The 21,697-nt window shown below is 59.1% G+C and carries 12 protein-coding genes; 6 read left to right on the top strand and 6 right to left on the bottom strand.

The window, feature by feature from the left end; genetic code table 11:
* Nucleotides 1-2 precede the first annotated feature (2 nt).
* Both QEH54_RS03355 and QEH54_RS03350 read right to left on the bottom strand, forming a co-directional pair.
* On the bottom strand, nucleotides 3-1,127 hold the full coding sequence (locus QEH54_RS03355; RefSeq protein WP_309017207.1) for a TlpA disulfide reductase family protein: 1,125 nt from the start codon (nucleotides 1,125-1,127) through the stop codon (nucleotides 3-5).
* Nucleotides 1,128-1,252: 125 nt separating this feature from the next.
* Nucleotides 1,253-2,416, bottom strand: a complete 1,164-nt coding sequence (locus tag QEH54_RS03350) for a XylR family transcriptional regulator (RefSeq protein WP_309017206.1) — start codon at nucleotides 2,414-2,416, stop codon at nucleotides 1,253-1,255.
* 113 nt (nucleotides 2,417-2,529) lie between these two features.
* Between QEH54_RS03350 and galK the strand changes: the two genes are divergently transcribed.
* Both galK and QEH54_RS03340 read left to right on the top strand, forming a co-directional pair.
* The gene (gene galK, locus QEH54_RS03345; protein WP_309017205.1) at nucleotides 2,530-3,708 is read left to right on the top strand and encodes a galactokinase; all 1,179 of its coding nucleotides are present in this window, start codon (nucleotides 2,530-2,532) and stop codon (nucleotides 3,706-3,708) included.
* Nucleotides 3,709-3,987: 279 nt separating this feature from the next.
* Nucleotides 3,988-4,677, top strand: a complete 690-nt coding sequence (locus QEH54_RS03340; RefSeq protein ID WP_309017204.1) for a hypothetical protein — start codon at nucleotides 3,988-3,990, stop codon at nucleotides 4,675-4,677.
* A gap of 82 nt (nucleotides 4,678-4,759) precedes the next feature.
* Here QEH54_RS03340 and QEH54_RS03335 read toward each other — a convergent pair whose 3' ends face one another.
* Together QEH54_RS03335 and QEH54_RS03330 are read right to left on the bottom strand one after the other, a co-directional pair.
* Nucleotides 4,760-6,187 (bottom strand): Ig domain-containing protein, encoded by a 1,428-nt coding sequence (locus QEH54_RS03335; protein WP_309017203.1) that lies wholly within the window; start codon nucleotides 6,185-6,187, stop codon nucleotides 4,760-4,762.
* A gap of 63 nt (nucleotides 6,188-6,250) precedes the next feature.
* A complete protein-coding gene (locus tag QEH54_RS03330) occupies nucleotides 6,251-13,237 on the bottom strand; it encodes a putative Ig domain-containing protein (RefSeq protein WP_309017202.1) in 6,987 nt (2,328 codons plus the stop codon).
* Nucleotides 13,238-14,279: 1,042 nt separating this feature from the next.
* Here QEH54_RS03330 and QEH54_RS03325 point away from each other — a divergent pair.
* Nucleotides 14,280-15,443: an aldose epimerase family protein gene (locus tag QEH54_RS03325; RefSeq protein WP_309017201.1), complete on the top strand. Its 1,164-nt coding sequence runs from the start codon at nucleotides 14,280-14,282 to the stop codon at nucleotides 15,441-15,443.
* 18 nt (nucleotides 15,444-15,461) lie between these two features.
* On the top strand, nucleotides 15,462-17,162 hold the full coding sequence (locus QEH54_RS03320; protein WP_309017200.1) for a sodium:solute symporter: 1,701 nt from the start codon (nucleotides 15,462-15,464) through the stop codon (nucleotides 17,160-17,162).
* 199 nt (nucleotides 17,163-17,361) lie between these two features.
* Here QEH54_RS03320 and ovoA read toward each other — a convergent pair whose 3' ends face one another.
* Nucleotides 17,362-19,494 (bottom strand): 5-histidylcysteine sulfoxide synthase, encoded by a 2,133-nt coding sequence (ovoA, locus tag QEH54_RS03315; protein WP_309017199.1) that lies wholly within the window; start codon nucleotides 19,492-19,494, stop codon nucleotides 17,362-17,364.
* A 295-nt stretch (nucleotides 19,495-19,789) separates the two neighbouring features.
* On the bottom strand, nucleotides 19,790-20,245 hold the full coding sequence (locus QEH54_RS03310) for a hypothetical protein (protein WP_309017198.1): 456 nt from the start codon (nucleotides 20,243-20,245) through the stop codon (nucleotides 19,790-19,792).
* Nucleotides 20,246-20,338: 93 nt separating this feature from the next.
* Here QEH54_RS03310 and QEH54_RS03305 point away from each other — a divergent pair, with 93 nt between their 5' ends.
* Together QEH54_RS03305 and lpxA are read left to right on the top strand one after the other, a co-directional pair.
* Complete coding sequence (locus QEH54_RS03305) at nucleotides 20,339-20,857, top strand: NUDIX domain-containing protein (RefSeq protein WP_309017197.1); 519 nt, start codon at nucleotides 20,339-20,341, stop codon at nucleotides 20,855-20,857.
* A gap of 46 nt (nucleotides 20,858-20,903) precedes the next feature.
* On the top strand, nucleotides 20,904-21,692 hold the full coding sequence (gene lpxA / locus QEH54_RS03300) for an acyl-ACP--UDP-N-acetylglucosamine O-acyltransferase (protein ID WP_309017196.1): 789 nt from the start codon (nucleotides 20,904-20,906) through the stop codon (nucleotides 21,690-21,692).
* The last annotated feature ends 5 nt before the right edge of the window (nucleotides 21,693-21,697 follow it).

The following is a 21,697-nucleotide window of genomic DNA, read 5'->3' as shown; positions in this document are numbered from 1 at the left end:
GACTAGAGCAGGCCGAGCTCTTTCAGTTTCGCGTCGAGGGCGGGACCTCGGAGGTTCTTGGCGATGATGCGTCCTTGCTGGTCCAACAGGAAGCTGCTCGGCAAGGAGGAGACCGCGTAGCGCTCGGCGAGAGGGGAAGAGAGCCCTCGATCGTCCGATATCTGTATCCAGGAAATGCGGTCGCGGCGGCTCGCTTGTTCCCAAAGGCGTTTGTCGCTATCCAGATTGACCGCGAAGAGGGTGAACGTCTCTTTGGGTAGCTCCGATACCAGCGTTTGGTAGTGTTGGTTCTCTATGCGGCAGGGCGGGCACCACGAGGCCCAAAAGTCGATCAGGACGTACTTGCCGCGCTGGTCGGAGAGGGTTTGGCGCTGCTGGTTCAGGTCGTAGCCAGCGAGCTCCGGAGCTTGTTTCCCGATCGCCAAAGCGAGACCGGTTTCCAGCTTCTGTCTCAAGGTTTTGGTTACGGACAGTTCCCCATGCGTTTCGGCAAAGGATTCCACAAGCCTCTGAATCTCTTGTGGACGGTAGTCGAGGTCCCAGCGAAGAGCTGTGGCGTAGAGCGCCATGGAGTCGCCGACGGTCGCGATGGTGAAGTCGTTGAGCTCCCTTCGATGGGCCGCATATCCGTCTACTTCCGCTTGAGTGAGGCGAGCGATCTCCTCGGCAGGTTTTCCTTTCGAGTTGGCTGCTCGAGCGGCGACTCGGGGGGGATAGACGAGGCGATTCAGGGAATCCTTTCGAAACGTCTCGTAGGCGTGGAGCTTGTCCGTATCGGGGGAACCTTCCACGCGCCACGGATCCTCATCCGATTCGCGGTAGGAAATCTCGATTTTTTGGCCTTCGGCGATGGCGAGCGGCAGGGCGGGGAGATCGCCGATGCTTAGCTCGTAGATGCCAGGCGGGAGTTCGGTTGAAAGATCGAGACCTCCGGAGGCGTCGATGCGAGCGCTCGCGACTTGCGTTAGCCGTTTTTCCGCGACGTCGTTGAGGTGCAGCGAGACCGGCGATCCCGGCTCGAAGCTGGCTTTGTCAGCTCGTATGGCGAAGTCTGCGTAGATCGAAGCTGCTGCTAGGGCGCTCAGCAATAGTGTGGCGAGGGTGCGAATCGGTCGTGGCTGGGTCACGATGGAGGGACGAACGAGCGGGCCTGCTCGCTTGCGCCGATTCTGCTTCAGGGCGCGTTTCTTCAGAAGGCTTGGGAAGCGTCCAGGCTATGCGCTGCGGGTCGAATAGGCAGGCCAAAGGAAGGTCACGAGCTCTTGCCTTTCGCTCTTGCCCTGAACTGGCCGGGCGTGCAGCCGATGCGCTTCTTGAACACGTAGCCCAGGTATTCTTGGTGCTTGAATCCGGTTCGTTCAGCGACGTCGGGCAGCGGGAGATCGGTCACGGTGAGCATTTCCTGGGCCCGTTTCATGCGCACGGATAGGATGGCTTCCAGGACGGTGCGGTCCAGAACCTTTCGGAAACGGCGCTGCAGCACGCTTCGGGATACGCCAGCCTCCTTGGCGATTTCGTCGACTCCGATGCTAAGGCACGCGTTTTGCCTGATGTAGCGCAGGGCCTTTACCAGAACGGGATCCGCGAGGGCGGTGGCGTCGCTCGATGGGCGAACATGCAGCAGAATCGGGGGGATCTCGACGGTACGCTGGACCGGGGGCGATCCCTCCATGGTCTTCTGAAGCATTTTTGCCGCCTCGTAGCCGATGCGCTCATGGTTGGGCTCGACGCTGCTGAGGTGTGGTTGGCTGATCTCGCAGAATGGCACGTCATTGTCCACGCCTACCACGCTGACTTGGTCCGGGATGGTGAAGCCGGCCTGGCGGCAAGCGACCAGGAGGTCGGGGCCGAATTGGTCGCTCGCCACCATGATGCCGATCGGTTTCGGAAGCGATTCCACCCAGGAGGCAAGCTTCTTGAAGTAGCTTGGCCAGCCGCTGGCATCGCGATCGGTGTGTCCGACCTCCAAGGTGTGCAATCGGGATCCGAGGCGCTCTTGGCAAGCCGTCTCCAGAGCCGATTTGCGGTACCTGGACCAAATCTCGTTTTTCAATCCGAAGAAGGCGATGTGCTGATAGCCGCGTTCCGTGAAGTGGTTGATCACCAGCTCGGAAATGGCGTGATCGTCGCATTTGACCACCGGATAGTCGGCTTCGGGCACGTTGCCCATGACGTCGACCACCGGGACCTGATGGCGACGCACCACGTCGAGCAGTTCGTTGTTGGCGATGCGAGCGATGATGCCGTCGCCGTCCCAGCTCTCCAACGAAGCGGGAACCATGGCTCCGAGAGGGCCGGTATGGTAGAAGAGGGACCAGTCGTTGCGCTCGCTGGCGAAACGGGCGATGCCCCGCACGATTTGCCGCCCGGAGTCGAGGGCGGTTTCAACCAGAATCGCGATGCGTTTGCTTTGCATGGAGCAGAGAGACCTATTTTCTACAAAAGTTGACCTTTCCACTCATTGTTCAAGGCGAAAGTTGCCTGTAGAATAGGACCGTCTCATTCAGACCGACTTTTTATATGGATACTTTGGATACCTTGTCTTTCGATCGAAAGGAACTGCGGGATTTGCTCGCTCTGTTCGCGGACCAAGGGCTTGGCTCGCCGGATGTCTGCGCGGTGGCTCCCGGACGGGTGAACGTGATCGGCGAGCATATCGACTACAACGGCGGATTGGTACTGCCGGCGGCGATCGATCGCTGGACCTGCGTGGCCCTCAAGGCTCGGGAGGACGGCATGGTGAACTTGCGTTCCAGCCATGGCGAGGTCGAGCCGGTGAGCTTTTCCGTAGAGGATCTTGCAAAGTCCGAGAAGCGCTGCTGGAGCAACTACGTCAAAGGGGTTTTGGCCGGCCTGAAGCGAAAGGGCTTCGCCTTTCCCGGGTTCGATGCGGTGGTGCTGTCCACGGTGCCCGTGGGAGGCGGCTTGAGCAGCAGCGCGGCTTTGGAGGCGGCGTTTAGCAAGGCGGTCTTGGAGCTGGTCGGGGAGTCGATGGAACCGCTGGAGCTGGCTCGGCTCTGCCAGAAGGCGGAGCACGACTACGCGGACGTCCCGTGCGGCTTGATGGATCAGGCGGCGGTCATTCTCTGCGAAGACTCCAAGCTGCTGCTGCTGGACTGCCAGGACGATTCGTATCGGTACGCCGATTTCGACGATCCGGACTGGGGTTTGATGATCATCAATTCCTGCGTAAGCCACGAGCTTTCCGATGGCGGCTACGCCCGTCGGCGTGACGTTTGCCACCAGGCTGCTGCGGAGCTCGAGGTCGGTACGCTTCGGGAGGTGCCTCTGGCGGAGTTGGATGCCGTCTTGGCCAAGGATTTCATGGACGAGGAGAAGCGCCGCTACGTGCGTCACGTGGTCACCGAAATCGACCGTACGCTGCGGGCGGTGGACGCCCTGGCCGCTCGGGACTACGCTTTGACCGGCCAGCTGCTCAATGAAAGCCACGCTTCGTTGCGAGACGACTACCGCGTGAGCTGTCCAGAGCTGGATTTCATATCGAAGACAGCTCAAGCCCTGGAGGGTGTGGCGGGCTGTCGCATGACCGGTGGCGGCTTTGGCGGGTCGGCCATCGCCTTGGTGCGCCGCGACCAGGCTGACATGGTGGCTGAAACGGTGGCGGACGCGTACCGCGAGCGTTTCGGCATCGAAGCCGGGATATTCGAGACGCGTCCAGCTGGCGGGGCCCGCTCGTGGCGCTGCTAGAGACGATTTCGATTCAATTTGTTTGATAGGCCCATTGGGCCGTTTGTTCGTGGGGGCGGTCTCGGTAGGACCGCCCTTGCTTCGTTTATATTTTTCATTGGGTCCCAAACGCGGTCGCTTGCGACGCGCTGTGGGTCGACGGGCTGAGGTGAGACGCCAGTGTCGCGGGTCAGAGCCCCGCCCGGCAGAGGAAGGTTGGCTTATTTTGAATAGCGCGCCGCGCGCTGCGCTAGGTTTTATTTGCCTTACGGGATCATCCCCGTTTTCTAGCCGGTCTTCATGAGGAAACGTGTGATCGAAGAAGCGGTTGCGGCCATCGACGCAATCCACCTGCCGCATCCAGTGCGGGTGGGGATCGACGGCATGAGCGCTTCCGGCAAGACCGTCTTCGCCGATAGTCTCGTCGAGCCGCTTCAGGCTCGCGGACGGCATGTCATCCGCGCCTCGATAGACGGGTTTCATCACGCTTCCGAGGTTCGCTACCGCAAGGGCGAGTATTCAGTGGATGGGTACGTGCAGGACTCCTTCGACAAGGAGGCGGTGGTGGAGCAGCTACTGACGCCTCTCGGACCGGGGGGCGCGCTGAGGTACACGCCCAGTCGATTCGATTTCGTGACCGATGTGGAGACGCAGGCTTCGCTGGAGGAGGCGATGCCGGACTCGATTCTTATCTTCGAAGGCGTGATGCTCTTTTGCGAGCGACTGGCGGCGCATTTCGACTTTCGAATCTTCGTGGACGCGAGCGAGGAGACGGTGCTGCGCAGGGCGTCGAGCCGAGATGTTCAGCGTCTCGGAGGAATGGATACGTTGCTGGAAAAGTACCGCAGGCGGTATTTGCCAGGTCAAAGCCTCTACGCCCAGCGGCATCGTCCGGTTGAGCAGGCGCATCTGGTGATCGACAACAATGACTACGACTTGCCGAGAGTGTTGGCTCGACGGCTGCCGGTTGCTCGCTCGCAGGCGGGTTGAGCGGTTCGAATCCGCCTACGCGCCTCGAGGTCCGGACAGGGAAAAGCCCGGCCAATAAGGACCGGGCTTTCCGCAGGCGATATTATGATTTTTCTTCGACTCGGTACCGTATGAACTGGGCCGCTCCGTTTTCGGCGGGGGCGGAGTACTGTACGGAGACCGAGGTGGAGCCGTCTTCGTTTTCCTCGATGACCACGTTGTCCATGGAGTCGAGCGCCATGCTTTGCCACTCCTGGAGGTCCGCGCTGGTCTCGATGAAGTAGTTGTAGTTGGCGAGTTCTTCGGCGCTTTGCTCGAAGGCGAGGTAGAACTCGAGCATGCCGTCGCTTTCAGTGACGGAGAATTCTGCGGGCCGTAGCGGCGAGTAGTCGGAAAGCGGGCTGATGGAGATGGTCAAGGTGGATGTAGGGCCTTGGCCGACTCCGTTGATCGCGTAGATCGAAACTTCGAAAGTGCCGGACACAGTTGGAGTTCCAGTGATCTTGCGAGTGCCGGAGGAGTAGCTCAGACCGCTCGGAAGGGTCCCGACCGAGAAGGTCGTCGGGCTGTTGGAAGCGGTGATCAGGTACTCGTCCATCTCGGTGCCTTGTTGAAGCGAGAGGGTCAGGGAACTGGAGATCTGCGGCACGGCTCCGATGGTGATGGTCAAGGTGAAAACGGGGCTCCAACCGAACTCGTTGCGAGCTCGGATGCTTACCTCGTACGTGCCTTCCACGCTTGGCGTTCCCGAAATGAAACCGGTCGAGCTATCGTCCATGGTGACGCCGAACGGGAGGTTTTCCGCCTCGTATTCGGTCGCATTGTTGCTGGCCGCGATCTGGTAGGAGATCTGTTCGTCTACGTCGCCGGTGAGGGTGGCGCTGCTGGTGATCTCCGGCAGATCCCCTGCCGGATCGATGGTGATGGTCAGGGTGAAGTCCGCTCCGGTGCCGATGGCGTTGTTGGCGCTGATGGTCAAGGGGTAGGAGCCGGGCTCGCTCGGCGTGCCGGTGATCGCCCCCGTGCTAGCATCCGCGCTGAGCCCAGGCGGGAGCTCGTCCGGATCCACGTTGAAGGTGGTCGGGTTCTCGCTGGCGGTGATGGTGTAGGTGTAGGCTTCTCCCACCATGCCGACGGAAAGGGAGGCGCTCGTGATCTCGGGCGTCCCGCTTTGTGGCGAGATGGTCAACGACACCTCGACGTTGTTTGCTTCACCTTCGTAGGTGAGGGTGATGGTCGAGATGTAGCTGCCAGCCGTGGTGGGCACGCCGGATATGACGCCGGAGCTCTGATTGATGCTCAGTCCATCCGGCAGAGGCTTCGCTCCTTCGGTGTAGGTGAGGTCGTCGGGCGGATCGCCGCCGCCCCAGTTGAGGTTTGCCTTCAGGTCGTAGGAGTAGGCCGCTCCGACCTCGCCGTCGTCGATGGGAGAGGGAGCTGCGTGGCTGTGGAGGGTGAGGCCCAGGGCCGCGGCAACCGTGAGGAAGCCGCGAACCAGCGCCCGCGAGAAGGATTCGTTGAGAGAATGCATGCTTCTTTTAGGGGTGTGGGATTAACAAAGGTCGAAGGTCATCGATTTCAAACGCAGGGCCCATTATTCGTCGGTTGCGCCGATGACGATTTCGAAACGCGCCTCGATCTCCAGGGTGATGATGGCCCGATCGCCGGTTCCGTTTTCGTTGCTGGCCACAGCCACGATTTCGAAGACGCCGGAGGCGGCCGGGGTGCCGGAGATCAGACCCGATGCCGGATCGATGGTCAGGCCCGATGGCAGACCGCTGACCGAGTAGGAGGTCGGGGCGTTGCTGGCTTCGATCTGATAGGAGAAGGCTTCTCCGATCTTGCCGCTCGCTTGGCGCTCGCTGGTGATCTTCGGCGTTTCCGCCGCCGGGTAGACCACGATTTCGAGCGGAGCGAGCTTGCTCTCGCCGGAATCGTTGTAGGCGAAGAGGCCTGCGTAGAAGACTCCTGGCTTGGTCGGCGTACCGGAGAGGCGACCCGTCGCGGTATTCACTCCGAGCCAGGCGATGCTATGCTCGACGTCGTAGGAGGTCGGGTCGTTGGTGGCGCTGATGGTGTAGCTGAAGCTCTTTCCGACCTGAGCGGGAACCTTGGTCACGCTGGTGATGACCGGAGCTTGCAGCGACGGAGCGATCTTGATCACGAGGAACTTCGCATTGCCTTGACCAGTTTCGTTGGTGGCGACCAAGGTCACGGTGTAGCTGCCTGGCTCCTCGGGAGTTCCGCTAATGATGCCGGTGGCGTTGTTGATGCCCAAACCTGCTGGCAGGCCAACGGCTTCGAACTCGGCGCTCGGTGGAAGCGGGCGTTCTTGCGGCATGTTGGATGCGAGGATTTCGTAGCTGAACTCGTCGCCAACCGTGCCGGAAGTCCGCAGAGCGGAGGTGATGCTCGGCGCCTCCAGAGACGGCTCTACCTTGATCTTCAATGGCTGCGGCAAGCTGGTGCCCGCGTCGTTGGTAGCCAGCAGGAAGACGCTGGAGATGCCCGGTTCGACCGGAGAGCCCGAGATCAGGCCGGTGGTCGGATCGAAGTCGATGCCGCGTGGCAGGTCTCCCTCCACGGAGAAGGAGTCGATCTGTTCGCTGGTCGCCACGATCTGATAGGAGAATTCCTCGCCCACCTTGCCTAGAGCGTAGGACGGGCTGGTGACCCGCGGCATTGCAGCCCCGGGAAGGATGAAGAGCGCCAGTGACGCCGGTTCGCCAGCTCCAGCTTCGTTGCTCGCGTTAAGCGTCACGATGAACTCGCCCGCTTGTTCGGGAGATCCGGAAATGAGGCCTGTCGCGCTATCGATGCTGAGTCCTTGAGGCAGATTCGGGCTGAAGAACGAAGTCGGATCGTTGGTCGCGAAGACCTGGAACTCGAAATCGTCTCCTACCTTGCCGATGGCGTAGCTGCCGCTGAGGATTTCAGGGGCCGCCGCTGCGGGGAGAATCTCCAGCAGGACGCCTCGAGGGAGGCTCTGTCCAGCTCCGTTGCTTGCCACGACCACCATCAATACGGGTTCTCTGGTCGGCGTGGTCGGCGTGCCGGTGATGAAGCCGGTCGACTCGTTGAGCGTGAGGCCGTCCGGAAGATTCGAGGCCTCGTAGCCAGTCGGCGTACCGGTGGCGATGATCTGATAGACGAAGGGTTCTCCCACCTTTCCGAAGGCGGTGCCGGAAGAGGTGATCTTCGGCATTTCCAGAGAGGGACGTATCGCAAGGATGAATACCATGCCGTTTCCGGATCCGCTTTCGTTGGATGCGCTGAGGATGACTTCCTTCACGCCAGCTTCGGTCGGAGTTCCCGAAATCAGACCCGTGGTGGCATCCAGTGCCAGGCCAGCCGGGAGCGAGCCGGAGAGGGCGAAGCCGGTAGGCTGGTTGTTGGCGATGATCTGATATTCGAAAGCTTGTCCCACCTGACCCTTCTTGTAGGGGGCGCTGACGATCATCGGAGCTTCCAGTCCTGGGATGATATCCAGAATCAGGAGACGAACCGGTCCCCATCCCGCCGCGTTGCGAGCTCGGATGAGCATATCGAAGTAGCCGGCTTTGTCCGGAGTTCCGCTGATCAAACCAGCGCTTGCATCGAAATCGAGCCCGCTAGGCAGGTTTTCCACTGCGAATTCGATCGGGTTGTTCGATGCTACGATCTGGTAGCTGAAAGCTTGTCCGCTTGTTCCCTTTGCGAATGGGGAACTGGATACAACCGGCGCGTCCAAAGCTGGCGCGATCTTGAAGTAGACCTTAGCGTAGGAAGAGCCTCCGGGACCAGCTATCTCTAGCTCGATCGCTCCCGCAAAGGCGTTGGTCGGCTTGCCGGTGATCATGCCGCTAGCGGAATCGATGCTAAGGCCCGCTGGCAGCGCGTTCGGGCTGCCTTCGGAGATGGACCAGCTGCTCACGGTGCCCGATGCGGGCGGATGGAAGAAGAACTCCTGTCCTACCTTGCCTCCGACGTTGTTCGGGCCGGTGTAGCTCGGAGCTTGAGCCGCGCGTTTCACGAGAACGGATGTATTGAAAGATCCCATACCCCATTCGTTGTAGGCTTCCACACGAACTGGGAAGAAACCGCTGACGAGAGGCGTGCCGGAAATCAGTCCTGTTTCAGAGTCGAGAGTGACGCCTGCCGGGAGACCCCAAGCAGCGAAGCTGAAGGGCGATTCCGTAGCGTTGACTTGGAAGCTGAATTCAGCCCCGACCTGGGTCTCCAGGTAGTAGGGACCGGAAACGACTGGCATGCGAGGCTGCTCCTCGATGAAGAGAAAGAGCGTGGTGCTCTCGCCGGTGCCTGACTTGTTGCGGGCGCTAAGCTGCACCTCGAATTCGCCCGCTTCGGTCGGAATGCCGTGGATCGTTCCAGTGGCGGCGTTCAGACTGAGTCCTGCTGGAAGCCCTTCGGCGAAGTATTCGCTTGGGAAGTCCGTAGCATGGATCTGGTAGTTGAACTGGCCGTTCTGATGACCGACCCACCACTGTGGACTGATGATGATTGGAGTCGGCAGTCCTGGGGCGATACCGATATTCAGGGCGAGGCTTGGCAGCTCGCCTTGGTCTACGGTCACGTAGACGAAGTGGTATCCTGGATACAGGGGAGTGCCGTAGACCCGACCTGTGGTTTCGTCCATGGACAGCCCCTCGGGCAGCTGGGTCACAAATCCACCTGGGTCTTCACCGACCACGAAGGAAGATCCGCGAACGAAGGTCGGGAGTTCCCAGTCGATTTCCACGTTTGAGGTGCCGTTGATGAACAAGGGGATTTCGGGTATGGGCTCGCCGCCTCCGAATTGACCGAGCACGTCGATGTGCAGCAGTCCGTAGCCGACGCCGGTTTCGTTCTTGGTCACGATCAGCACGGTGAAGAATCCGCCGAAGTCGAACTTGCCGTTGAGGATCATGCTCTCCGGATCGTAGCTGAGGATGCCAGGAACGTCGAAGAACTCGATGTACGACTCCGTCGGCTCGTTGGTGGCCACGACCTGGTACTCGAAGTTTTCACCAGGAAGCGCAGAGATGTAGTCGACGCTGGTGACCTCGGGCGACCCTTCTGGACCGCTCACCACTACTGGAGCGAACACGGTGAAAACGTGGCCGTCTTCGTTGACCTTGACCCAGAGAGGATAGACGCCGCTCTTGGTCGGCACGCCGGATAGCACGCCATCGGTGGTGTTGAAGGTGACGCCAGGAGGCAGTTCGGAAGCCTCTCCGTCCTTGCTGTCGACGATTTCGAAGCTGACGGTTTGGCCCATGACGGGCGCTTCGAAGTAGAGGCGTTCGCCCACTTTGGCGAGGATCGGCTCGACGTGGCCGTCGTCAGGCTCCTCGTAGCCGGGACCGGTCGGAAAGTTCGGGTCGTCCGGCAGCGTTTCCGGAGTGTAGATTTCGAAGATGATGTGCTCGCGGCGCGTGAAGCCGAACTCAGTCACCTCGAGGTGAAGGTCATAGAAACCCTCCTGCGATGGCACTCCCTTGATGAGGGCGTAGTTCTGCAGATACTCCAAGCCTGGAGGAATGACGGAAGGCGTCCCGTCTGGACCATTCACGATAGCGACTTCGCTGCGAGCCGGGTCCGCGGGTAGTGGAAAATCCAATACTTCGCCTACCATGCCCCAAACGTTGATGGGGTAGACTTCGTGTGGATCCTGGAACGAGCCATCGTCCCAAACGTCCACGTCGATCAGGAGGAATCCCTTTCCATTGTCATTGGACGCCACTGCGAGCAAGGTATAGAAGCCTGGGTCGGCGATCGCGCCTTTGAGCGAGCGGCTTGTGGCATCGTAGCTGATGCCAGGGATCTTCCCAATGATCTCGATCGTGGCAGGACCATTGGCGAGGGCCAGCGGGAACTCGATCGGGCTGCCGAGCTTGGCGTTGAGATAGTCGGGCGAAATGAATTGAGGGGCTGCAGCGCTGTCTCCGATGAAGAAGATGAGCTTCACTTCGGTGACCTTTTCCGGCTGCGTAATGGAAATATGGGTACGGAAGAGGCCAGCTTCGGTGGGCGTTCCGGCGATGACCGCGTTTTCCGTTTCAGAGAAGCCGATGCCAGCAGGGAAGGTGGACTCTCCGACTAGCTCGAAGGTCGCGCCTGCGAATTCGGCAGGAGCCTCGATGCGGAACGGCACGCCGACGCGTCCCACGAGAGGCTCGGTGTCTTCGATGACGCCGTCCGGCACATCGGGATCTCCTCCCGGATCGTCGTGCGGATACTCGACGTCGAGATAAAGGATTCCGTAGGCGTCGCCGGCTTCGTTGGAGGCACGCACGATCAGGTCGTTTTCGGATTCGTAGTCGAAACGTCCTGACACCAAACCTGTGCTCGGATCGAGCGAGAGTTCCGCTGGCGTTTCCTCGAAGGCGAACTCGGTTGGCGAGCCGGATGCGAGGATCTGGTAGTCGAAGTCCTCGCCGACCATGAACTCGGCTTCGGAGAAGAAGGAGAGCTTGGGGGCGCTGCCTCCGTCGCTTACAAGGAAGAGGATGCGCTTGAGCTTTTCGATGCCGTCGGCTCCTTCGATGCGAACGAGCACGTCGAAGATGCCGGATTCGGTGGGAGAGCCCACGATGGCGTTGGTTTCCACGTTGTAGCTCAAGCCTGTCGGCAGAGCGAAACTTTGGCCTTCCCATTCAGCGGGGAGGGAGACCGTTTCCGACTCGTTTGTGGGGAACTTGAAGGAGAAACGCACGCCAACGGCGCCGAAGAGCACAGTCTCGTCATCACCTTCGTGGTATTCCGGCGGATAGTGCTCGCCAGGGGCGCCTCCACCATAGTTGTTGTATTGAAAATCGAAGTACAGAGGGACTTGGCGGGATTCCTCGCCCTCGGTGATCTTAAGCATGGAGTGGTAGAAACCGCCTTCCTGCGGGAATCCAACGATCAAGCCGTTCTCGGAATCGATTTCAATGCCCACCGGAAGTTCGGCTGGAAGTCCGTCCTCGTAGGAACCGATTTCGATCGAGGTCTTGGAGGGATCGAAAGGAAGGGAGAAGCTCACGAACTCGCCTACGAATCCGAAGATCATGTATTCTTCGGTACCGCCGGGACCGCCACCGTGGTAGGCGTCGAAAATATCGAAGTAAACTGGGATGCGAGCCTCATTGCCGTCCTTGACGCCGTAGATGGCCGTTTCGAAGAAGCCTGGATGGACCGGGGTGCCATGAACGCGCTGGGTCTCGGGGTCCCAAGCGATGCCTTCCGGCAGGACGTCCCATTGGATCCGAAGCATGTCTTGCGGGATGTCGACCCAATAGTCGATGGGCATTCCGACATCTCCGATGATGTTGATAGGCGGGATGTATCCGCCCGTGCCGTCGTCGAAATTCGCCGGAGCGATATCGAAATCGAAGTAGTCCTCGTATTGTTCCGCTCCGTCGGAAACGATGAGGATGAAGTGATAGAAGCCTGGATACTCGGGTACGCCGTCGATCGCGTTAGTCTCGAAATTGATCTGCAACCCAGGAGGCAGCATGGAAACGGTGCCGTCCGCGTACATGCCGTAGTCGACTCCCACGGCATTCAAGTCGTAGGGAAGCGGGAAGCTAAGAGGTTGTCCTGCAACGCCGGATACGTAGCGCGGCTCCGAATGCCCGTCCTTCGGCGGATTCGGGTTCGAGGGGTCGCCCGGAAAGTTTTCTGAAAGGAACGCGTCGATGAATACGGGCATGCTCACGGTGATGCCGGATTCGACGAACTCGACCTGAGCTTCGTAGTGACCTTCGGCTTGCAGCGTTCCAACGAGCTTCTGATTGGTCGAATCGTAGTCTATGCCAGTGGGGAGGCCCGAGAAAACGATGCCAGAAATCTCGGGGCCGGGATCAAGCGGAAAGTCGAGCGGCTGGCCGACGATGACGTTGATTTGAAGGAGGTCGTCTTCAGCTGGCGGAGTTTGCGTGCCGTCGCCAGGGGCGCCGATAGCGCTGCCTTCCACATAGATGGTGACCGGGATGGAGCGTGGCTGGCCGGCCTGATCGAAGTCGACGCTGCCATAGTAGTCGCCCGGTTCGTTGAGGGAGCCGGTGATGGCGTTTTCCTGATCGTTGTAGGAGACGCCTTGCGGGAGACCGACCGCTTGAATGTTGGAGGCGTCGTGAGGAACAGGCACTTGATAATAGATTGGCTGGCCCGCGCCGATCGATATAACGACTTCGAAGGTCTGCTCGTCTGGGGGAGGTTGAGAGCCGTCTCCCGGCTGGCCGGGATAGTCCGCCGCAGTGAAGACGCCGATGCGGATGGGCATGCCATGAGTGACGCCGCCCTCGGTGAAATCGACTTGGGCGAAGTATTCTCCTACCTGATCGATTTGACCGAAGATGACTTGCTCCAGGCCGTCGTACTCGAGCCCGGCGGGCAGTCCGCTAACCTGTATGTCGCTCACCTCCGGCGGCGCATCGAGAGGAAAGTTGATTGGCTCGGAAACGATGGCGTTGATCACGAGCTCCTCTGGCTGGCCTTCGGGAGGAGGCTCTTCCCCGAGCGCGGGGGAGATTGCCAGAGATTGGAGGATTAGAGCGATGCCGAGGCTGAGGAGTTGGAGCCATTTGCCCTGAATCGGTAGCGGAGCGGATTTGGTCATGTTGTCTGGTCTCTGAGGTTTACGCTTTGCCGGGGAAATGATGATGGAATGGAGAAAACCCGTTGGAGCGTTGTTGGTCCCTCATGGTTTGGCCTGAGGAAATTTTTAGGAGTTATCGGAAACGGTGCGGCAGCGGCCTCCTTGAGAGCCCTTTGTTGAGTCTATTGCCTCTTTATGCTCAGTTTACATAACTTGCTCCATAGACCTCAGATACGGTGAGGGGATTTCCCCTCGGAGCGTTTACACGACGTGTTCGCTACCAGAGAGAAAAGGGTAGGGTCCTCCAGCGGTTCCTAGGACCTGTATTGATATAGAACATACGTTCTACAGAAAAATGGATACGAAAAGCGGGCCGGTTCGCGAATCCGCAGCGTTGGTTTGGGAAAGAGCTGGAAGCGTCCTCGACGCTAGAGCTCGATGAAGCACCCGTAGAGGGACGGGAAAATCACGTCGCCAGTCGGAGCGAAATCAGTTCGATGGCAGAGGCGGGGCAGCTGTGGTGGCCAGCCTCGCTCATGCGGATGGGAAGGGCCATTCCAATGGCCGATTGGAGCTTGGTCAGACGGTTGCTATGACTTTAGTTAGGGTTGATGCAAGGATGCTGGCGGGAAGCAGCTGAAACGATGTTATTGCTCGCTTGCCAAAGCGTTTGTCCCGTCGCGTATTAACTTTACTGTTAAGTAAAAATCGGATTGGACCAGTTCAGGGCAAAACTCACAGTATCCGCGGCCCGCTTAACCCAAGTTGGCTTTCGTTCTTGAGCAACCTGTTCAATCGTTTAACCCTCTGACCTCTATCCCACTACGAAGCTATCCCTTCCATTTCCTTGTCTTGTCCCCAAGTCCCTTCGCCGACCCTTCCCGATGTATGGAAGAGGCGGTGTTCGCTGGCTGTGGAGAAACTTGTGGCAGGAGAGTCAGTAGTTCCGAAGTTCGAAAACGACCGCCGTCGCGCCGACGCTATCTCAGCGTTAGCTGCGTGATGGATTTCACGGCCTAGATCGCATTCAGAATTATACCCAATAAAACCCTAATAGAAGCTTATGAGACTGCATGGTTCATCATTGAAAACGTCGCTCTACGTGGCCGCCCTGACCGGGGCGCTTGTCATGGGAGCTGGCTGCGCAAAGGAAGGTGACGTTGTGAAACAAACCGACTTTGGCACCACCGAATCCGGCAAGGAAGTCACTCTCTACACATTGGACAACGCCAATGGAATGGAAGTGGATATCATCAACTACGGCGGAATCATCGTTCGTTTGACCGCTCCGGATCGGGACGGAAACTACGAGGACGTGGTGCAAGGATTCAACACCTTGGCCGAGTACGAAGCGGACGCCTCGTTCCAGGGAGCTCTGATCGGTCGCTATGGGAACCGTATCGCTGCGGGCGAATTCGAGATCGATGGGACCACCTACGAGCTGGCGACCAATGACGAGCCCGGCGACATGCCCGCCCACTTGCATGGCGGCATCGTAGGGTACAACAAGGTCGTTTGGGACGCTGAGCCAGTGGTGGAGAACGGCATCGAAGGCCTCAAGCTTTCCTACCTCAGCGAGGATGGCGAGGAAGGGTATCCAGGAAACTTGGACATCACCGTGACCTATTGGCTGCAGGATGACGACTCGCTGAAGATTCACTACCATGCGACCACTGACGAGAAGACTCACGTAAACCTCACCAATCACGCCTATTTCAATCTGAAGGGCGAAGGCGAGGGCTCCATCCTGGATCACGAGTTCACCATCTACGCCAGCAAGTTCACGCCGGTCAACAAGGGGCTCATCCCGACCGGCGAGCTTCGTCCGGTGGCCGGCACGCCGTTCGACTTCACCACGCCGCACACCCTCGCGGAACGCATCGGAGACGAGAACGAGCAGTTGTCCTTCGGACTTGGATACGATCACAACTGGGTCCTGGACAATCAGGATGGCGACATGGCTTTGGCTGCCACAGTATACGAGCCTAACACCGGCCGCGTTATGGATGTATTGACCGAAGAGCCTGGCATTCAGCTCTACAGCGGCAACTTCCAAGACGGATCGCTCACCGGCAAGTCGGGCAAGACCTATGACTATCGCGGCGCCTTTTGCTTGGAAACGCAGCACTATCCAGACACTCCGAATCAGCCGAATTTCCCAACAACCCTCCTCACGCCGGACGACGTCTACGATACGACGACGATCTACAAGTTCAGCGCGAAATAATCTAAACGGATTAATCTAATGCAAAGTACCTTAGAACTAATGGACTGGGCGGTGATCGCCCTGTACTTCGTCGGGATCGGGCTGATCGCCTGGTGGTCTGGGCGAAACCAGAAGGATACGACCGACTACTTTCTCGCGGGGCGCAACGCTGGCTTCTTCGCCATCGGCGCCTCGATCTTCACCTCGAACATCGGTTCAGAGCACATCGTCGGTCTGGCGGGCCAAGGGGCCTCCACCGGTATGGCGATGGCGCACTGGGAGTTGCACGCCTGGGTGATGATCCTGCTGGCGTACGTGTTCGTCCCGTTCTATTACAAGTCCGGCGTTTACACGATCCCGGAGTTCCTGGAGAAGCGTTTTAGCTCCAAGTCGCGCTTGCTGCTCTCTTTGGTATCCTTGGTGGCTTACATTTTCACCAAGGTCAGCGTCACTGTTTACGCCGGAGCCTTGGTTTTCCAGGTTCTGATGCCCGACACTTTCGGCTCGCCGGAAGCGGCCTTCTGGGTGGGAGCGTTCATGACGGTGATCCTGACCGGTCTCTACACCGTTTTCGGCGGTATGAAAGCGGTGCTCTACACCTCCGCTCCGCAGGCCATCATCCTCATTTTCGGATCCTGTCTGATCACCTTCTACGGCTTGAGCAAGCTCGGCGGCTGGGGCCATCTGGTTGAGATGGCGAGCGCCAACTCCGAGCAATTCGCACTGTGGCGTCCGCTTTCCGATCCCGATTTCCCATGGCTCGGCGTGCTTATCGCTTCCCCGATCATCGGTGTCTGGTACTGGTGTACCGACCAATACATCGTGCAGCGTACGCTGACTGCGGCCAACCTCAAGCAAGCGCGAAAGGGCGCTCTGTTCGGCGGTTTGCTCAAGGTGACTCCTGTACTGATCTTCCTCATCCCAGGTCTGATCGGCTGGGCCCTCCATCAGGAGGGTGTCATCACCATCCCGTCTAAGATTCTTCCCACGGGCGAATCGGTCATCGATGGGGACATGGTTTTCCCGACCCTCGTATCTTCACTGCTTCCGGTGGGCATCCGCGGCTTGATCGTAGCCAGCATGCTGGCGGCTCTGATGAGCTCCTTGGCTTCCCTGTTCAACTCAAGCGCCTCCCTCTTCACGGTGGACATCTATGAGAAGATGCGTCCGGGAATGCCTCCAGCGCACTACGTGTTCGCCGGTCGTGTGGCGACTACCGTGGTCGTTGGCGCCGGCATGCTTTGGATCCCGGTCATGAAGCTTGTCGCGGGCGGTGGACTCTACCAGTACCTGCAGAGCGTGCAGGGCTACCTGGCGCCCCCGATCACCGCGGTCTTCCTACTCGGTCTCTTCTGGAAGCGGATCAACGCCCACGGCGCGGCCTGGGGACTGGGTGCCGGATTCGGACTCGGCATGCTCAAGCTGACCATCCAGACCTTCTTTGGGGCGAGCGATGCGAAATTCAGCGATCCCGCATTCCTCGCCGCGATTGGCGATTTCAACTTCCTCTACGCCACAGGCGTACTCTTCGCGTTGAGCATTGTCATCGTCATCGTAGCCTCGTTCATGACGGAACCACCGCCAGCTGAAAAGGCGGCTCTCACCTATGGCGAGATGATCAAGGGCAAGGATGCGGAAGAGATCAAGTCGAGCTGGGATGCCGGCAACAAGACGCTTACGGCGATCATTGCGTTCCTGGTGGTTGGCCTCTATCTCTACTTCAGCTTCTGGCTTGGTTAGAGGCGGCTTTCGCCCCTCGTGAGCGGGCGAAACCGTTCAACCAACTGAAACCATTTTCGGCGGGCTTCGATTCGATTCGGAGCCCGCTTTTTGTATTCGTTTCGTCGGGGCGCTCGCGAGTTGGGCGGGATGAGGTCGCGAAAAAGGACGAACCGTTTGGGGTTCGTCCTCGAAGCTCTTCGCGTAGTCTGTGCTCCGGCTACTTCTTCTCCCAAACGGTGACTTGAGTCACGTTGTGCTCGAAGGTGCGAGCGGTCTTGCGTAGCGCGTATTCCACGTCGCGCGGTTCGCCGATCCGCTTGAAGGCAGGCCCGAGAACGCGCTCGAGAGAGTCCAGGCTGGTGACGTTCTCGCCATCCACCTTGAAGCCGCCGAGCCAGTTGTCCTTTTCGGTGACCTCGCTCCGCCAGTCGTAGGTAGAGGAAATGACCAGCAGTCCTCCTGGATTGAGCCGCTGATGGGCCGAGGCCAGGAATTTCTCGGGATTGTAGGTGCGCTCTAAAACCGTATCCAAAAGGATGAGATCGTAGCCCTTGTAGATGTCCTTCAGGTTCGACGGGTCGCCCTGCATGAAGTCCACCTTTTGGCGTGTTCCATCCAGGCCGAGCTCCTGCAGGTTCGCTTGATGGAAGGAAACGATCTCGCCTTCCTCGGGCAGCACGTACTGAGTGTAGCCTTTGTCCTTCATTTGCACGCCGATGCGGATCATGCGGGCGGTGAAGTCCATGCCAGTCACGTTCTGAAATCCCGCCGCGAGCTCGAAGGCGGAACGTCCTGTCTTGCAGCCAAGCGCCAAGGCGGATTCCCGTCGGCGATCTGACGCGAGATCGAGACAGATCTGGGCAAGGCGTTCAGGATAGTTGGCCACGCCGAAATAGTCCTTTCCGTAATTGAATTCGCAATACGGAATCACTTCTGGATCGGTTTCCCAAGAGTCGTCCGGTATTTCCACTGGAGCGTCGCTGACGATGTAGCGGAAACCGGCATGTTGGTAGAAATGCCGGCGAAACGCGTAGCGCGAGGCCTTCAGGCATTCGTTTCCGGTGGAGATCCACGAGCCGCCTTTGATCAGGTTGTGTTTCGTGTCGAAAGTAGGCGTGGAGAAGTCGTCGTAGAGCGGATGGACCTCGAAACCGGCGAAGCCGCGGATCGGAGTTTCGGTGTGCTGCCATACGTTTCCGACGATGTCGTGAAAGCCGTGTTTGAAGGCGTGGGTGTCCACAGGCACGGAGGAGGCTGGGCCTTCGAGGTTTATGTTTCCAGGCGCCTTGTTCCAGCTTGGAGCGTCAGGAAGTTCCGTGTAGTCGAATAGTCGATACCATTCCTCCTCTGTCGGGAGACGGACCGGTTGGCCGGTCTTTTCAGCCTTCCAATTGCAAAACGCTTTCGCTTCGAGGTAGTTGGTTTCCGCGGGCCATGACCAAGGCATGTCGATTTCCTTGAGCATGGTACGAAGCTTGTAGCTGCCGTCGGGCTGGGGTCGCCAGAACCGAGGGCAGGTCGCTTTTTCGTAGGTCACCCAGTTCCAGCCTTCATCGGTCCAGTAGCGCTGCGTCGCATAGCCGCCGTCGTCGATGAATTCCATGTATTCACGATTGGATACGAGATACTTGGAAGCGGCGAAGTCCTTGATCTCCTGGGTGTGAGCGCCGTACTCGTTGTCCCACCCGTAGTAGGGGTCGTTGCGGTTTTTTCCGAGTGAGACCTTTCCCCCGGGCACCGTGATCAGCTCGTTCGACGGAGGCGGGTTGTCCTTCTCGCATACCTTCCAAAGCGGATGGGCGCCATCGAGCATTTCCAGCGGCAGTTGGCGGATCAGCACAGAGCTGGTCTCGAGGTGGATTCGCTCGTGCTCGATGCCCATGAGGATGGGCCAGAACGGGCTCTCCCAGCTGATCGGCAGCGTGATGGGGAGCTTGGAAATGAGTTGGTCGATGGTTTCGCGCACCTTTTGGCGATAGTCGCGCACGGCGTCGGGGTCGGGCCATTCGTAGTGCGCTTCATTCAAGTCGTCCCAGGACATTTCGTCCACTCCGATGGCGAAGGTGGATTCGAACTGAGGATTGATTCTGTCGACCAGTTTCGCCAGCACCAGCTTGTTCATGAAAAACGTGGCGGTGTGGCCGTAATAGAAGATCAGTGGGTGCCGCAAGGGATCGGCCCGGGTGGTGAACGCTTTCTTGTCCACCATCGGCTCGAACAGGGCTTCGTAGGCGTCGTAGGTTTGGTGGAAGTAGCGGCGGATTTCTTCGCGTTTCGCTTCTGGATCTCCATCCGCCAGATTCACTGTGTAGGGCGTCTTGATTTCCGTGGTGGCCTGGTTGCTGATCATGGGCTTCGAATCGGTTAGGGTTGGCGTTTGCAAGGCTCGGCGACTTAGCGCGGACGGTCCATCACTGTTGCGTGAAATGGGCGTGAAGACAAGCGGAGGTCCGGCTTTGTTGTGTCAGTTTTTCTAGACGAGTTCGCGGGGCCTATGGTTGCGCTTCCGGATCGTTTGGCGCGTGATTGCGCCAAGGTTTCGTGTCCGGTAGGTGGATACACGTGAACCTGTTCAAGCGTAGGCCTTCTTCGGCCCGTAGGGCGACCTCGCGAATCCTGGCGGGCCAGTCTGCCTCCGAGGGCGGTTAGAAGTCGCTCTCGATTTCCGGAATCTTGTTGTCGGTCTTCAGGACGGTGACCGGGATCTTGGTTTTGATAGCGATGCCCTGCTCCTTGAGGAAACGGGCTCCGACGGCCTCGCAGGCTTCGCCGATGGACTTGACCGGGTACTTGCGACCCTTTTTGGAGATGTTGTATTCGTAGGACGCTCGGATCAGTTTCTCCAGAGTGGTGCCGACGTTGTCGTCCTCAGGGATTTGGGCCACCCAGCCGACGTAGTCTTCGTCTGGCAGGGTGCCGCGCGGGTCGGAGACGATCATCACGAACTGCTTCTTGACCGGCGGCTCGCGGTTGGCTTTTTCCGCCTCCGCTTCGGCGGCGGCCTGTTCCTCGATTTGTTTCAGCACTTTTTGGATGACCTCTGGCTCGAGCTCGTTGCTGGAGAGGACTTCGTGAATCAGTTCGACGGAAACTTTGGCCATAGCGGGTTTTTACAAATTTTTTCTCGTAGTGCGGGGGAGGCTCTGCTCCATTTTTGGAGCCAGAGGCACTCAGATTTCTCCATCGCTCACACCATGCAAGAAGATATTTTCGACATCGTTGATGAAAACGACCGGGTAGTCGGCCAAGCCCCTCGTTCCGAGGCCCATGCCAAGAAGCTTCGCCATCGAGCCGTGCACGTTCTGGTCTTCAACAAGGAAGGGGAAATCTTCATGCAGAAGCGCTGCAAGACCAAGGACACTTGGCCGGGGGCGTGGGATTCCTCATGCTCCGGGCATGTGGATAGCGGAGAGGACTACTTGGAGGCGGCGCTGAGGGAACTGGAGGAAGAGCTTGGCTACCAGCCGAAGCAGGAGCTGGAGCTCTTGTTTAAGCTCCTGCCGAGCGAGGAGACGGGACAGGAGTTCATCAATGTCTATCGCGTGACCGGCAGCGGACCGTTTCGACTCAATCACGATGAGATCGAAATTGGAGAGTGGATGAACGTCCCGAACCTGCTTGAGCGGGTGGAATACACGCCTAAGCGCTTCACCAGCGCCTTTCGTCTGGTGCTGACCCGACTGCAGGCCCTGCAGCTGATTCCTTCCGCTTGAACATTGGACTTGGCCCGCGATGCGGGCACGCTATAAACCGCCCGCTATGATACACCCAAGCGCTGTCGTTTCGTCGGAAGCAAAGATCGGCCAGCAGGCCGAGATCGGACCGTTCGCGGTCATCGAGGCGGATGTGGAGATCGGCGATGGAGTGAAGGTGGAATCGCACGCGGTTATCAAGGACGGGGCGCGTATCGGCCATCGAGTTACGATCGGCAACGCGGCGGTGGTGGCTGGACTGCCGCAGGATCTAGGATTCGACCCGAGCAGGAGGACGTTTGTTCGTATCGGCGATGGAACTACATTGCGCGAGGGGGTGACGATCAACCGAGCCACGAAGGAGAATGGGGCGACCACGGTGGGTTCGGACTGTTTTTTGATGGCTAACTCCCACCTAGGGCACGACTGCCAGTTGGGAAACAAGGTGGTTCTCGCAAACGGGGTGTTGCTGGCCGGGCACGTGACGGTGGGTGACTTCTCGTTTTTCGGCGGCAGCGCCGCCAGTCATCAGTTTTGTCGCATCGGTCAGGGATGCATGGTTGGCGGTTTGTCCGCGATCACTATGGATGTGGCGCCTTTCACCATGCTTGCGGAGCGCAGCGCGCTGTTCGGTTTGAACGTGGTGGGGCTGCGTCGTCGAGGCGTGGCCCGCGAGGCGATTCGCCAGCTGCAGCAGGCGTACAAGTCCGTTTTCGCCCACTCGGGAAACCTTCGGCAGAAGGCGGAGGAGTTGCTGGCGGAAGCAGGGGATCCGAGTCCCGAGCTGAGGACTTTTCTGGAGTTTTTCGCCAGCGGAAAACGGGGCTTTTCCCGCCCGGGGCGGGCCAAGGACTAAGCGCG

The organism is Pelagicoccus sp. SDUM812003 (assembly GCF_031127815.1).
GTDB lineage: Bacteria > Verrucomicrobiota > Verrucomicrobiia > Opitutales > Opitutaceae > Pelagicoccus.
This window is presented reverse-complemented; position numbering and strand designations above follow the sequence as displayed.